This window comes from Arachnia rubra (assembly GCF_019973735.1).
Taxonomy (GTDB): domain Bacteria; phylum Actinomycetota; class Actinomycetes; order Propionibacteriales; family Propionibacteriaceae; genus Arachnia; species Arachnia rubra.
Genome location: NZ_AP024463.1, coordinates 2378279 through 2392421 on the forward strand (window position 1 = coordinate 2378279; position 14143 = coordinate 2392421).

The following is a 14143-nucleotide window of genomic DNA, read 5'->3' on the forward strand; positions in this document are numbered from 1 at the left end:
TGAAACGGGAGACAAACGCTAATTTGCGATGCCTCCGGAATGGGGATCAGTTACCCCAGGAGGTGAAAAATTGCGATGTGCAGGCCTCTACACAGAGACCTCAGGCTCAACACCGTGCTGAGAATGATCAGCAGGGACAACAACACATGCAAGCAGGGCGAGGCGTGACCCGGATGGTCAGATTCGCTGCAATTCGCATGGCTGCTCCCATTAATCGATGGACATCTCCAACCTATGGGGTTGGAGACCTCGTGTCAATTCAATCCAAGACAGGTAAACCACATGGCATGACCCGGCAGGCAAGACGGATATAAGCGGGTATACCTTGTATCGACGGCCCGCCCTGCCACGCCACGACGCACCGGAGGGACGCGATGGCCTCTCCAGTGGGATCTCCTATTCTTCCGGCTCCTCTGCCGCAACGAACCAACGCACCTGGTAGGGCTCAAGGACCAGCACGGGCGGGTTGAGATCCCATTGGGCATCGTCCAGCAATTCCCTGGCCTGGCTCCCGAACGGGGTGCGCAACAGCCCCATGGGGACGCTGACCTGGTCCTCGGAGAGGTTGTAGAGCTGGATCATGGGGCCGATCGGGTGATCTCTGCGGATCGCCAGCACCCTGCGGTCGCCCACATCCATGATGTATGACTCGTAACCGGCGTGCAGCTGCGGAACACCGCGCCTCACCCCGAGGACATGCCGCAGCCAGGCATTGACGCGGGCTGGGGCGGAGCCGGGATCCTCGCCCAGCGCAGCGACGGCATCCCAGTCCATGACGGGACGGTGCACCCAGCGATTGTCCTGAGCGTGCGCAGGGTCCTGATCAAAGTGGTAGTCATTCAGCATCGCCAGCTCGTCGCCCATGTAAATCAGGGGAATGCCACCAAACCCGCAGATCACGGCGTGCAGCATGTTGATCCGGGCCACCGCCAGATCGATGGCCTGCTGGTCCTTCTGCTCAAGGGCCAGCTCCAGGCCCGCGAGCGACGCCAGGCTGCCAGAAATGCGGCGGTCCCCCGTGGCCGGATTGGCCTGGAACACCAGCCCACGGGCGAACGACCGCGGGAATTCGCCTGAGTAGAAGTCGGACAGGAACCGCCGGTGCTCAGCACCATTGATGCCGACGGCCGCGGCGTCACGATCGTCAACGGCCCAGCCGATGTCGTCGTGGCAGCGCACGTAGGTGCCCCACGTGGCGGTCGGGGGTTTCGCCGGGAAACGGTCCAGGGCGTAACGCAGCAGCGTCACGTCGCGGCTGGCGAGCGCCGACCATAGCTGCGCCATCAGCGAGTTGTGATAAGCCAGGTCGGAGAGCTTGCCGTAATGGCGGCCCTGGCCGAAGTAGGCGATCAGGTCCCGCGGGCCGACGATCGCCTCGGCCTTGAATACCACGGCCGGAGCCGCAATCCGCACCGCGGACCGCAACGCCTCGGCGATCTCGTGCACGGGCGGCTCGTTCTGGCAGTCCGTGCCCATCTGCTTCCAGATGAAGGCGATGGCATCCAACCGCAGCACCTCGACGCCGTGGTTCGCCAGGTTGCAGATGATCTCCAGGTACTCGCAGAACACGTCGGGATTGGCCCAGTTCACGTCCCACTGGTACTCGTTGAAGGTGGTCCACACCCAGCCCTTCAGTTCCTCATCCCAGGTGAAGTTCCCGGGAGCGAAGTCCGGGAACACCTCCGGGAGGGTCTGTTCGTACTGGTCTGGGACGGTGCGGTCCGGGTAGATCATGAAGTAGTCGCGGTACCTCTGCTCACCCGCCTTGGCGCGCCTGGCCCACTCGTGCTCCTTGGCGACGTGATTCAGCACCAGGTCGACCACCAGTGAGATGCCACGTTCCCGGAGCGCCGACGCCACCCCGGCGAGGTCGTCCATGGTGCCGAGGTCACTGCGGATGGATCTGTAGTCTGCGACGGCGTAGCCACCGTCGCTCTCGCCCTCCCGGGGCTGGAGTAGTGGCATCAGGTGAAGATAGGTGACTCCCAGGTCTTGCAGGTAGTCGACGTGGTCCAGGATGCCGTTCAGCGTACCTGCGAAACGGTCGGTGTAGCAGACATACCCCGTCATGGCGGGCTGCTGCAGCCAGTCGGGACGCAGGAGACGTGCTTCGTCGAGCCTGCGTAGGTCGGCAGGACGCTCACCAAGCGTCTTCCTCACGATGCCGCGCACTCGCTCCACCAGCGCGTCGGTCTTGTCGCCGTAGACATTACGCAGCGCAGTCGTCAGCTCATCTCCGTAGCGATCCCAGCGCAGCTCCAGGACGTCATCAATGTCACCCATGGCGCAAGCATAGTCGGATACCCCGGCAGTTGTTACGTCACGGAGATAATTCATCCCGAGGTTCGCCTATCCCTCCACCCAGCGCGGGCCCACACCAGGCGGCTCCGGATGCTCCTCGAACCGGGCCCAGCACTGCTCGGCCTCATCGGGCAGGAGCCGCCGCTGGCAGCGGGCAATGGCGTCACGCAGTTCGAGTTTCGCGCTCTGCAGCTCCAGCAGTGCGCGACGGCTGGCGAGATCCGCCAGCCAGTTCTCCTCGCGCCGCAGGCAGCGCATCCGCAGCCGGGTGACCTGGCTCAGCCGCCGCTGTTCCTCTGGCGTGGCGCCCTGGACCACCGCAGCAGCACGAGACCAGCCATGATCACGATGGATACGGATCAGGCCGGGGTGCACGGTCATGGCCTCATGGACCTCCACGTCCGGAGCGATCACGACGGCGCCTGCTGAGAGCGCGTAGGCGGTCTCATCCCTCCCAGACTCATCCATCAGGATCTCAGTGGAGCGCATCACCACCTGGAAGATGTCGGCCCGGGCCATCGACTGCCGCCTGGGCACCCCGTCGGTCTGCGAGGAGACCACGTAGGTCCGTCCAGCCCGCAGGGGCCCGATCGCCATCTCGGCGGGCAGATTCTCCCGAGCGCCCCCGTCCACGTAGGTCTCCACCCCGACCGGTACCGGCCGGAACACCCCGGGAATGGCGCATGAGGCCAGCACGCCGCGGGTCAGGTTGTGAGGGCCCGCATCGATCACCCGGTCCTCCCTGTTCACCAAGGCTCCGTCCTGGCGCATGAAGTGCAGTTCCCCGGTCTCTAGGGCCACCATCGCCATCCTCAACTGCATCCCCGAGGCAATAACGCGGTCTGGGTCGAAGACGTCGGGGTGAAGCAGTTTCGCCAGCACCGGGCCCGGCCGGTACAACGACCTCGACTGCTCCAGCCCAGCACGCGCGGCCATCAGGTCGCTCCCCAGCTTCGGGAGCCGTCCGAGGCTGCCCGCCAGCTGCGCCATCAGGCCCAGCGAGAAGTCGGATTTCAGCTCCTCGTCGGGAGTCAAGGCCTCCTCGACGGGATCCTCACGTTCTCCTGCCTCCAAGGGTTCGGGCCGCCGGCGCCGGAGTGAGGACCAGGGCCGGGGCGACACCTCTGCGGGTTTGGCGGGCTGCCCCACCAATTCCAGCCAGGCCGGCGCCTCGGCCAGCAGCCGGGACAGCCATGGCCTGGGGGTGAACATGTCATCGGCGCTTCTCATGGAGCACCAGAGCTCGTCGATGCGCTCGAGGAACCCGGCCTGCTCCTGCCGGGCGGAGTACTGAGCCAGCCCCGCCGCCAGGATCGCCCCAGCTGAGGTCCCCACGAAGACTGAGGGCGTGAAGTCGGGGTCATGCTTGTAGAGATAGTCGAGCGCCCCGATCTGGAAGCTAGCTCGCGACCCTCCCCCTGAGAGCACGCAGGCCGTCGCTCTCGGTTCGGACTGAGAATCGAAAAGCGGGAGTCCGAACCATCCTCTCAGGGCCATGGAGGAAGTCTAGTGTCGTGTGGCGTGAGTTCGCCGGTGTTTTTCGGCCCCGGATGCGGCGTCTCGCGTCGTTCACCTCGCTCACGGTACGACCCGGTAGCGTTTCACTCGGTTGCCTCGCGAACCATCTGCCCCGGAACCGCCTCCCACTGACAAGCTCCCACCACACGACACCCGTGTCACCTCACCCGCGGGCCGGAGGAGTCCAGATGGCGCCACACCAGGTGCTTGGCCTGGCATGGAGCAGCGGTGGGCAAACCTCGGTGGACCTGAACCTGAAGTGACAGTTGAGGTGAATTACAGCCCTCGAATTCAGGTAATTCTCAGACTCTTCTCAGGAAACATCCAGCAGGGCGATTGAAATATCCACCAGATTCGTAATGCCTAGTCAAAGCAGATTTATCGAGTCGCTTCCCGGGGAAATTACATCGATGTGATCTTTCAGGATCCGGAGCAGTCACGCTCACCACGCCTCTCAGGAAACGCTCACTTCAAGCTTGTGGGCGCCCCCGATGATCCTTAATGTCCGATCGGCCGACACGATCGGGACAAGCTCCCGGGGAAGGGTCGTGTCGGCCCTGATCTTGAGGAACTCGGAGGAATCGTGAACCGGATGATGAGAACCGTGCGGGGAGGGCTGGCCGCCCTGGTGGTGGCCGGGCTGGTGCAGTCGGTCGGCTCACTCGCGCTGGTGACCAGTGCCGACGCGGCTGGCACCGCCATGCGAGCCACCACGGCTGTGAATGTGCGTTCAGGCGCGGGAACCAATTACTCCCGGATCGGCCTGCTCCAGGCAGGCGAGCAGATACAGGCCCTGAGCTCCAAAAACGGTTGGACGCAGGTCAGCTACAAGGGCCGCACCGGCTATGTGGCATCCGCCTACCTTGCCTCATTGTCAGGCGGTGAGGGGGGCGGTTCCTCTTCGGGCGCATCAGGGGTCGCCTACACCACGACTGCGCTGAATCTGCGCACTGGCCCCAGCCTACGGTCCTCCGTGAAGACGGTCGCGTCGAAGGGCACGAAGGTGACGCTGACGGGCACGGTCCGGGGCGAATTCTCGCAGGTGACCTGGAACGGCCAGACGCTGTGGGCTGCCACGCGTTATCTGTCGCAGTCCGCAGGCGCCGCCAGCCAGGACCTGCCCAGCACCACGAAGAAACTGAGGGCCACCACCGCCCTGATGATCCGCACCTCACCGGAACGTGACTACCGTTCCCTGGGGGACGTGCCACGCGGCACGATCCTCGACTGCACCGATGTGGTGACCAGCGGCATGGCCCAGTGCATCTGGCAGGGCAACGTCCGCTGGTTCAACAACCAGTACCTGAGGAGCGCCGGGTCCTCCAGCTCCCCCACTCCTGGGAACCTGCCCTCCACGACGGTGCAGTATGCGACGGCCAATCTGAACATCTGGAATTCAGCGACCGGGTCAGCCCACACGGGAGAGATTCCAAAGGGCAGTGAGGTCGCTGTGACGGGCACCGTCCAGTCGGGGCGCGCCCAGATCGTCCACAACGGCGCGATCCGCTGGGTCACCGCCCGTTACCTCAGCTCCACCGCTCCTGGGAGCGACGACGGAGGCAGCGGCGATGGCGGCAGCCTCAACCGGGGCTGGTCGAAGGGCCTGGACCAGGCCAACGCCAACGTCAAGCGCATCGTCCGCTACATCTGGGGCAACGTGCCGGAGATCAAGACCATGTACGGCGTCCGGCCGGACCCCATCCCGGACCACCCGTCGGGCCGGGCCGTGGACATCATGATCCCCAACTACAAGTCCAACAAGGAGCTGGGCAACCGGCTCGCCGCCTACTTCAAGGCCAACCACTCGCAGTTCCGCGTCCACTACATCATCTGGGACCAGAAGATCTGGAACATCACCCGGGACGGGGAAGGGTGGCGGCCCATGGCAAACCGTGGCGGCGACACCGCGAACCACAAGGACCACATCCACATCACGGTCTACGACAACTGATTCTTCCGGTTCCTCCCGGCGAAGGGTGTCACTCGGTCACCTCGACGGTGCCGAGGGCGCCCTTCTCGGCGTCCATGAAAGCATGGTCGACGACGGTGTAATGCCCGGCCTCAGGGAAGGTGAGCTCCACGAAACCGGCCTGGGCAGCCTCAAGCCCGAGAGCCTGCGCCCCGCCGCCGCTGCCGCCGAAAGCGTCCCTCCCATCCTTCAGCTGATAGCCACCCTCGAAATAGACGGTGTCGAACTGCGCACCGACGATGTGGAAGCTGGTGGCAAGGTTCGGGCCCGCCGCCAGCACCCAGAACCGTACCTTCTCCCCTACCCTCGCGGTGAACGGCCGCTGCGCGTACTGGAAGGCGATGCCATTGAAGGTGGAGTAGCTGGCCTCCTCCGTCTGGGCCTTGGCCGCGTCCACCTCTGCCGCCGTCTCCGGGCTGCTGCCCGTACCATCAGCCAGATAGATCTCGGAGGCCACCGCGACATATTCGCGATCCACCTGCGGGAGCCCCTCTTGAGGCTCAATGATGACTGCCCCATGCATGCCGGCGGCGATGTGGGCGGAGGTGGGTGCAGTGCCGCAGTGGTACAGCCACATGCCAGCGCGGCGCGCGGTGAAACGGTAGACGAGGCTCTCGCCGGGCGCGATGGTGCGCATCGGCCCATCGGGGGCGAGGTTGCTCGCGTGGAAATCGATGGAGTGGCCGATGGTGCCGTCGTTGATCAGGGTCACCTCGAACACGTCCCCCACTTTGCCTCGCAGGGTGGGGCCGACCGGTCCACCGTTGAAGGTCCAGCGTTTCTGCCACACCCCAGGTGCCACCTCCAGGGGGGTTTCCGTGACGCGCATCTCCACCCGGTGAACGGTCTCGCCGGTGGCGGCCGGGGCCACGGGGTCCACGATGGTGTTCAGCGGAGCCGAGTTGGCCTGAGCGGGCGCATGGTCATGCCCACCGGTGCCGCTGCTTTGAGATGCGGTGGCATCCTGCCCGGAGACACGGAGGGTGAATATCATGCCGGCCTGCCGGTGTCCGACGACGGTGCACCAGCCCTCCAGCGACTCCCCAACCACGCCGAGATCCAATTCCGCGGTCTCACCCGAGGCGAGCCTCGGTGTGGTGGCATCGCCGAGCTTGAGGTCGTGAATCATCGTGGCGTCGTCGTTCCTCAGCTCGATGATGACCCGGTCACCCCGGTTCACATCAGCCGAGGCAGGCTCGAACCGCTGTCCCTCCCTGGCCGAGACCTGGATTCTCTGGGTCCTGCCCGTCGCATTCACCCCCGACGAGGACGAGGATCCGCCGCCCAGGCCGACCGCGGAGGGATCGATACCAACCCCCACCGTGACCGCCAGGGTCAGGGCCAGCACCCCCGCGAGCAGGCCATTGGCCGTGAGGGCTGACTCGCGTTCGGGAAGCTTCTCCGGCGGCCCGGTGCGGGGCCCGGCCTGAGCGATCGCCTTACGCTCCGCGATGCTCGCACGTATCCCGAGGATCATCAGCGGCAGGAAGGACGCGACCGACGCCACCCCGAGCAGGCCGGAGGTCAGCTTTACCCACCCAGGGGTGGGGGTGAGGAAAAGCACCAGGGCGCCGTTGATGGCGACGAGCCGGAAGGTGGTGAACCGGTCGAACCAGGCCGCACCGGCCCGCACCACGCGGGGACCGCCCCCGAGCACTGAAGGAAGTAGGTAGCTGAGAGCTCCCGTGAGCAGCTGAGCTGCGAAACCACCTGCCCAGAGCGCAGCCAGCGTCCCCGTCGCCTCGGACCACCCCGAGACCGGGGTGACCAGCACGATCCAGCCGGTGACGACCAGAGCCACCACCCACCAGATCACCGCGGCCAGGACGGAGGCGGGAGAGAATTCGCGCGGGGGGCGGCGCCGCAGTGGTGCGATGAGCACTCTCCCCCACCAGCCAAGCGCCACCAGATATCCGAGCAGGCCGGCCACGGCGATGTATTGCAGGCCAGCCAGCGCGCCGGCGGCCACGACCGCGGTCGAGCCGATCAGCCACGGCAGGGCCTGCTTGGCGAATCCCTCGGCGCGATCGTCCATGCGGGTGCGCAGGATGGTGGGCCAGAATGTCACGAGCGTCCCCACCACGGTGAGCCCGATCCAGCCCAGCAGGTTCGTCATGGTGTGGGCGACGAGGAACCGCCAGTGCCAGGTGCTGTCCAGTCCGAACGCCAGCGTCGCCCCGAAGGCCGCCCCGACCGGCAGGTGACAGGCCGCGGCGACGTAGTACCAGACCGCTATCCGGAACCTGCCTGGCAGCGCCCTACGGAGGGACCGCCACAGCGATATCCCATGCCAGATCACCGCAGCCGTCACCAGGGTGGCTCCTGCGACCACCAGCCACCACCAGGTGGCCGGCACACCGATGAACACGGCCAGGGAGCCGAGGGAGAGCAGACTCAGGCGTCTGCGCTGCGCACGTTCCTGGGCCTCGTCGGGACGGGTTTTCAGCAGCGCTGCCGTGAAGTACTGGCTCCAGACGAAGACGGAATGGGTCAGCGCCCCCAGCAGCACCAGGTGCACCATCAGCCACGTCGACTCGGGCACCACGCGGTGAGCAGCCGCGATGATCACGGCACTCAGCAGCCAGATGATGACGGTGTAGTCGCGGGCTCGGTTGCGACGTCCGCCGCCGGGCCGTCCTGCTCCCGGCCGGGCCGCGCCTCCGGCGCCCTTGGGACGGGTGGGGATGCTCATGCCCGCACCGCCGAATAGATGGCAGTCGCAGCGAACAACAGGATCGAGACCACGGTCATGGCTCCTCCGATCTGGTAGAGGATGGTTCCGGTCAGGGCACCGATGACACGCACCAGCATGCCCAGGTGGAGCACCGTGAGCGGCACCCACATCGCTGGGCGGTAGGGCAGGGGACGGGCTAGGACGGTGGGAAAGATGATGGGGGCATGGGCCATGATCATGGACATGGCGAAGCCGAGGAAGGTGCCGTGCACCACCACGTCGTAATGGCCGGTCGCAACGGGCCGCCCCACGACGACCCAGGTGAGCCCCGCAACGGCCAGCCAGGTATTGCCGAGCAGCAGCGCCGCCGCGTTGTAGCGCCGCAGGCCCTCGCTGCGGATCAGCCGGCGTCCGACATCATCACGCAGCAGCCAGAGCGCCACGAACAGTGCCCCAGCACCGAAGAGCCGGTCGCCGGTCCCAGGCCACAGCAACGCGGACACCGCTGCTAGGGAAAGCCAGGCGCTGGCTGCCACCAGGGTTGGGACGGCACGGGGCCCCATCGTCAGCTGGGCCAGCTCCGCGCGTTCTGCCGCTATGGTGACGACGATGAACCCGGCCAGCAGCGGCACCAGCGCGGCTATTTCCACTACCACGAGCAGCGCCGCGGCAAGACAGGCGAGGACGGCGCCCACCACCTGAGCAGCCACCAGGGGCAGCGGGGCACGCCGGTAGAGCGCCACCATGACGGCGACGAACGCCAGGGTGCCGTCGAAGAGCAGCAGCCTGCCCAGCACCGGGAACAGTCCTGATATCAGGACCACGGCCCCGGCACCGAGCAGGATCGGCGCCGCATAGGCCAGGCGGTTGCGCAGGGCCTGGGCGCGTTCCAGGGATATCAGGGAGCCCATGAACCCCAGCACCATGAGTGGCCCGTGTAGGTCTGCAAGACGCCCGTTGACCACAGGCGCCCAGACGCCAAGCCGCACCAGCCCTGCGTTCAGGCCTGTCACAAGGCTGATGCCTGCCAGCATCACCAGGAAGACACGGCGCGAGACGGGGGCTGATGCGGCCTTGTCGTTCAAGGAGGTCAGCTGCGGCGTTCGAGCTTCAACTTCCAGGCCTCGGGTCCTTCCTCGACGTAGGAAACCGCAATGGCGTCCCCGTACAGGTCGGCGATCTGGGCCAGCAGGGGCAGCGGGTTGTGGGGGGCGACGAGAATGAAGGCGCCGCCCACGTTCAGATGCTCAACGACTCCGAGAATGGAGGCGTGCCGGATGGCGTGGGGGATGACGCGGGCATCAAGTTCGGGAAGCGACTCGTGGCCGCAACCACAGCCGCAGCTGGAAGGCTTCTCAGTGATGGGCAGTTCATTCATGCGGCGGAGTTTAATGACATATTAGGCCGCACGAAAGCCGACGCTACCGTGATATTACAGAGTGCAAGTAGGCTTGTGATTTGTTGACGAATTTCACGTGCGAACAGGGGGCGTCCGATGCCGGTGATCCACACCGCAGTCACCACCGACCCCATTGACCAGGCACGCCTGGAGAGAGCCGTCTCCAGCGCGCACGCAGGAGCGCGCGTCAGCTTCGCAGGCTTGATCCGCGACCACGATGAGGAAGCCGAGGGCACCGTGGTGCGTCTCGACTACAGCTGCCACCCCGAGGCCGGGAAATTCCTGGCGGACGTGGCCAATGCCGTGGCCGCTGAGCTGGATCCGGCGGGCGAGGCCGTCCTCGCCGTCGAGCACCGGGTCGGGTCGCTTGGAGTTGGCGAGGTGGCGATCGTCGCGGTGGCCGCTTCGGCCCACCGCAGGGAGGCCTTCGACCTCTGCCAGGCGCTGGTTGACCGCGTCAAGGCCGAGGTCCCGATCTGGAAACACCAGCACGAGGCGTCCGGACGGGCCTCCTGGTCAGGCCTGGGGCTGCCCCAGTGACCCTGACCGACCGTTTCGGCCGGATTCATCGCGACCTGCGGATCTCGTTGACCGACCATTGCAATCTGCGCTGCACCTACTGCATGCCCGCCGAAGGAGTCCCGTGGCTTCCCCGCAAGACCCTGCTGACCCCCGAGGAACTGATGCGGATCGTGAGGGTCGCCGTCGGGGAGGGCATCGAAGAGGTGCGGCTCACGGGCGGCGAGCCGTTGCTGCGCCCCGACTGCGTGGCCGTGGTGGCGGCCATCGCGTCGGTGGAGCCACGTCCCGAGATCTCCATCACCACCAACGGCATCGGGCTCTCAAGGCTGGCTGAGGCACTGAAGCAGGCAGGACTAGCACGGGTGAACATTTCCCTGGACACCCTGAAACCGGACCGCTTCCACCAGCTCACCCGCAGGAACCGGTTAGCAGACGTGCTGGCGGGAATTGCGGCGGCGGATGCGGCAGGGCTGCACCCCGTGAAGCTGAACGCACTGCAGCTGCGAGACATCAACGACGACGAGGCCCCGGACCTCCTCGCCTTCGCGATAGAGCACGGCTACGAGCTGCGTTTCATCGAGCAGATGCCCCTCGACGCCGGCCACACCTGGCGGCGCGACTCCATGGTGACAGCGGCTGAGACCATGACCCGGCTCCGTGAACACTTCACCCTCACCCCGATGCCGGGCCGCGGAGCTGCGCCTGCAGAGCGTTTCCTGGTGGACGGCGGCCCCGCCACCGTCGGAATCATCGCATCGGTGACCGCCCCATTCTGCGGCGCCTGCGACCGGCTGCGGCTGACCGCGGACGGCCAGCTGCGCAACTGCCTGTTCGCGTCCGAGGAGTCCGATCTGCGCACCCCGATGCGGGACGGCGTGGATGACGAGGAACTGGCTGAGATCTTTCACCGGTGTCTTTTCCGCAAACTGCCGGGACATGGCATCAACGATCCCGGTTTCCTCCAACCCCAACGTCCAATGAATGCGATCGGTGGATAGCAATTAATCCGTATTTGCGGATATCATGAGCGGACTCTGCACTCAGATTCCACAAGATTGGGGATCCGCACGTGAGCCCAGTGACCACTTTCAGCATCCGGGAAGCCGCCCAGCTCATCGGGGTCAGCGACGATACTCTTCGCCGCAACATCGACAAAGGCACGCTGCGTGCCTCCCGCCGCGGAGGACACCTCACCATCGACGGGCGTGACCTGGTCGCCTTCCAGCAGGAACGCCAGGCTGCGGCCGAGGCCGAGGGCACCCCGACCTCGGCGCGCAACCGGTTCACCGGACTAGTGATGGCGGTCAAGAAGGACAAGGTGATGGCCGAGGTGCAGCTGCGCTGCGGACCCTTCGTCGTCACCTCGCTGATGAGCACAGAATCCGCGGAGCGGCTCGGGCTGGTCCCGGGAACACTCGCAACAGCCGTGGTGAAGGCCACCACCGTGATCGTTGAAACACCGAAGGGACTCTCATGACAAAAAGAAAAATCGCCCTGGCCCTGGCTGGCCTGCTGGCACTGACCGCCTGCGGCTCCCAGACCGGTCCAGCCAATAGCCAGAACGCCTCGCAGCCGGCAACCTCATCAGCTGCTGCGGGCAGCACCGACCAGACCAGCGCCACCCTGACGATCTTCGCCGCCGCCTCCTTGAAGGACGTCTTCCCGAAGATCTACGAGGAGTTCAAGAAGACCCACCCGAACTACACAATCGAGTTCTCCTTCGCTGGCTCCTCGGAACTGGCCACCCAGATCAACAACGGCGCTGAGGCCGACGTCTTTGCATCCGCCAACGAGAAGCAGATGAAGGTGGCCTCCGACGCTGGGAACGTCGATGCCGCAAACACGAAGATCTTCGCCACTAACACCTTGACGCTGATCACCCCTCCCAGCAATCCCGCGGGCATAGCGAAACTGGAGGACGTTACGAAGGATGGCGTGAAGCTCGTCGTCTGCGCCGAGCAGGTTCCCTGCGGCGCGGCGACGAAACAGCTCGCCGAGAAGACCGGGTTCACCTTCACACCCGTCTCGGAGGAGCAGAAGGTCACCGATGTGGTGACGAAGGTCACCTCGGGTGAGGCCGACGCCGGCCTGGTGTACGTCACCGATGCCACCAGCGCCAAGGACAAGGTGAAGACCATCGAGACTCCCGAGGCCGATCAGATCGTGAACAAGTACCCGATCGCGGTGACCAAGTCAGCGCGTGAGGGCGCCCAGGCGTTCGTCGACTTCGTCCTTGCCGAGCAAGGCCAGTCCATGCTGCAGGACGCTGGTTTCGGCGCTCCCAAGTGACGACCCCTCGCTGGGTAGTGCTGCCGGCAGCCCTCGGAATGCTGCTGGTGGCACTTCCCCTAGCCGGGCTGCTGAGCAAAGTTCCGTGGCCCGGCCTGTGGGAGCTGCTGACGTCGCAGTCGTCGCTGGCGGCGTTGCAGCTCAGCATCCTCACTGCGAGCGTCAGCACCGTCTTCTGCATCGTGCTCGGCACGCCGATGGCGCTGATCCTGGCGCGCCACGGGCTGCGCTGGCTGCGGCCCCTGGTCCTGTTGCCCCTGGTGCTGCCCCCGGTGGTCGGGGGGCTGGCGCTGCTGTTCACGTTCGGGCGGATGGGTCTGATCGGGCAGCACCTGGAGGCCGCGGGCATCAGGATCGCCTTCAGCACCGTGGCCGTCATCCTGGCGCAGACCTTCGTGTCGCTGCCCTTCCTGGTGATGGGTCTCGAGGGGGCGCTGCGCACCGCCGGGGACCGCTACGAGAGGGTGGCCGCCACCCTGGGGGCCTCCCCCACCCGGACCCTGTTCACGGTGACCCTGCCGCTGGTGTTCCCGGGGCTGCTGTCGGGGGCCGTGCTCAGTTTCGCCCGGGCGCTGGGCGAGTTCGGCGCCACCCTGACCTTCGCGGGTTCCCTGCAGGGCAGGACCCGGACCCTGCCGCTGGAGATCTACCTCCAGCGGGAGGCCGACCCGGATGCCGCCATCGCCTTGTCGCTGCTGCTGGTGATCTTCGCGGGAATCGTCATGGTGATCGCGTACGGGAAGGGAAGGACCAGGTCGTGAAGGGACTGCACTGGGAGGGAACCCTCAATACCCGCAACCACGAAACCAGTCTGGACGTGCCGGCGGGGCGGGTACTGGCCGTGGTCGGCCCGAACGGAGCCGGGAAATCAACGCTGCTGGACCTGCTGTGCGGGCTGCTGAAACCCGACCGGGGCGACCTCAGCATCGACGGTCAGGTCCTCGTGGACTCCCGGCATTTCGTACCGGCTCACCGGCGCCGCATCGGACTCCTCGGGCAACAGCCGCTGCTGTTCCCGCATCTCGATGTGCTGGGCAATGTCGCCTACGGGCCTCGGGCCCAGCGGGTCCGCGGGGCTGAGGCCGAAGCCCGGGCTTTGGAGATGCTGGAACGCCTGGACGCAGCCAGCCTCTCCTCCCGGAAACCGGGTCAGCTCTCCGGCGGTCAGGCAGCCCGGGTGGCGCTGGCCCGGGCCCTGGCGACACGCCCCCGGGCGATGCTGATCGATGAGCCCTTCGCCGCCGTCGACGTCGAATACACGCCACGCCTGCGGGTCGCGGTGAAAGAGGCACTCGCCGAGGCCGGCTGCCCCAGCATCGTCGTCACCCATGACCCACAGGACGTGAAGGCCCTCGCCGACGACATCGCGGTCCTGGAGAACGGCCGGATCACCGAGTCCGGGCCGGCTGCCGAAATCATGTCCGCCCCGGCCAGCAACTTCGGAAAACTGCTGTTCAGCAACGGGCAGTGA

Annotated in this window: 12 protein-coding genes; 7 read left to right on the forward strand and 5 right to left on the reverse strand. The window is 66.1% G+C overall.

Going from position 1 to position 14143, the window contains the following annotated elements:
- Window positions 1-396: 396 nt before the first annotated feature.
- Window positions 397-2283 carry an alpha-amylase family protein gene (locus SK1NUM_RS10840; protein WP_212321891.1) on the reverse strand — a complete coding sequence of 629 codons (1887 nt, stop codon included), beginning with the start codon at window positions 2281-2283 and terminating at the stop codon, window positions 397-399.
- A 66-nt stretch (window positions 2284-2349) separates the two neighbouring features.
- Window positions 2350-3798, reverse strand: a complete 1449-nt coding sequence (locus SK1NUM_RS10845; RefSeq protein WP_212321899.1) for a patatin-like phospholipase family protein — start codon at window positions 3796-3798, stop codon at window positions 2350-2352.
- Between the two features lie 613 nt (window positions 3799-4411).
- On the opposite strand from SK1NUM_RS10845, the gene SK1NUM_RS10850 reads away from it, so the two are divergent.
- Window positions 4412-5770: an SH3 domain-containing protein gene (locus SK1NUM_RS10850; RefSeq protein ID WP_212321901.1), complete on the forward strand. Its 1359-nt coding sequence runs from the start codon at window positions 4412-4414 to the stop codon at window positions 5768-5770.
- Window positions 5771-5798: 28 nt separating this feature from the next.
- Here SK1NUM_RS10850 and SK1NUM_RS10855 read toward each other — a convergent pair whose 3' ends face one another.
- The 3 genes from SK1NUM_RS10855 to SK1NUM_RS10865 are packed head-to-tail and all read right to left on the reverse strand — an operon-like array spanning window position 5799 to window position 9840.
- The gene (locus tag SK1NUM_RS10855) at window positions 5799-8480 is read right to left on the reverse strand and encodes a multicopper oxidase domain-containing protein (protein WP_212321903.1); all 2682 of its coding nucleotides are present in this window, start codon (window positions 8478-8480) and stop codon (window positions 5799-5801) included.
- The gene (locus SK1NUM_RS10860; protein ID WP_223927522.1) at window positions 8477-9547 is read right to left on the reverse strand and encodes a hypothetical protein; all 1071 of its coding nucleotides are present in this window, start codon (window positions 9545-9547) and stop codon (window positions 8477-8479) included. The genes SK1NUM_RS10855 and SK1NUM_RS10860 overlap by 4 nt, the downstream gene beginning before the upstream one ends.
- Window positions 9548-9552: 5 nt before the next feature.
- The gene (locus SK1NUM_RS10865) at window positions 9553-9840 is read right to left on the reverse strand and encodes a DUF2249 domain-containing protein (protein ID WP_212321905.1); all 288 of its coding nucleotides are present in this window, start codon (window positions 9838-9840) and stop codon (window positions 9553-9555) included.
- Between the two features lie 117 nt (window positions 9841-9957).
- Between SK1NUM_RS10865 and SK1NUM_RS10870 the strand changes: the two genes are divergently transcribed.
- The 6 genes from SK1NUM_RS10870 to SK1NUM_RS10895 all read left to right on the forward strand — a co-directional run bounded on the left by SK1NUM_RS10870 (window position 9958) and on the right by SK1NUM_RS10895 (window position 14143).
- Window positions 9958-10401 (forward strand): molybdenum cofactor biosynthesis protein MoaE, encoded by a 444-nt coding sequence (locus SK1NUM_RS10870; protein ID WP_212321907.1) that lies wholly within the window; start codon window positions 9958-9960, stop codon window positions 10399-10401.
- Window positions 10398-11381 (forward strand): GTP 3',8-cyclase MoaA, encoded by a 984-nt coding sequence (moaA, locus tag SK1NUM_RS10875; RefSeq protein ID WP_212321910.1) that lies wholly within the window; start codon window positions 10398-10400, stop codon window positions 11379-11381. Before SK1NUM_RS10870 ends, moaA begins: the two co-directional genes overlap by 4 nt.
- A gap of 71 nt (window positions 11382-11452) precedes the next feature.
- On the forward strand, window positions 11453-11860 hold the full coding sequence (locus SK1NUM_RS10880) for a TOBE domain-containing protein (RefSeq protein ID WP_396020912.1): 408 nt from the start codon (window positions 11453-11455) through the stop codon (window positions 11858-11860).
- Complete coding sequence (gene modA / locus SK1NUM_RS10885) at window positions 11857-12672, forward strand: molybdate ABC transporter substrate-binding protein (RefSeq protein WP_212321912.1); 816 nt, start codon at window positions 11857-11859, stop codon at window positions 12670-12672. The genes SK1NUM_RS10880 and modA overlap by 4 nt, the downstream gene beginning before the upstream one ends.
- Complete coding sequence (locus SK1NUM_RS10890) at window positions 12669-13433, forward strand: ABC transporter permease (protein WP_041696228.1); 765 nt, start codon at window positions 12669-12671, stop codon at window positions 13431-13433. The genes modA and SK1NUM_RS10890 overlap by 4 nt, the downstream gene beginning before the upstream one ends.
- Window positions 13430-14143: an ATP-binding cassette domain-containing protein gene (locus tag SK1NUM_RS10895; protein ID WP_212321914.1), complete on the forward strand. Its 714-nt coding sequence runs from the start codon at window positions 13430-13432 to the stop codon at window positions 14141-14143. The genes SK1NUM_RS10890 and SK1NUM_RS10895 overlap by 4 nt, the downstream gene beginning before the upstream one ends.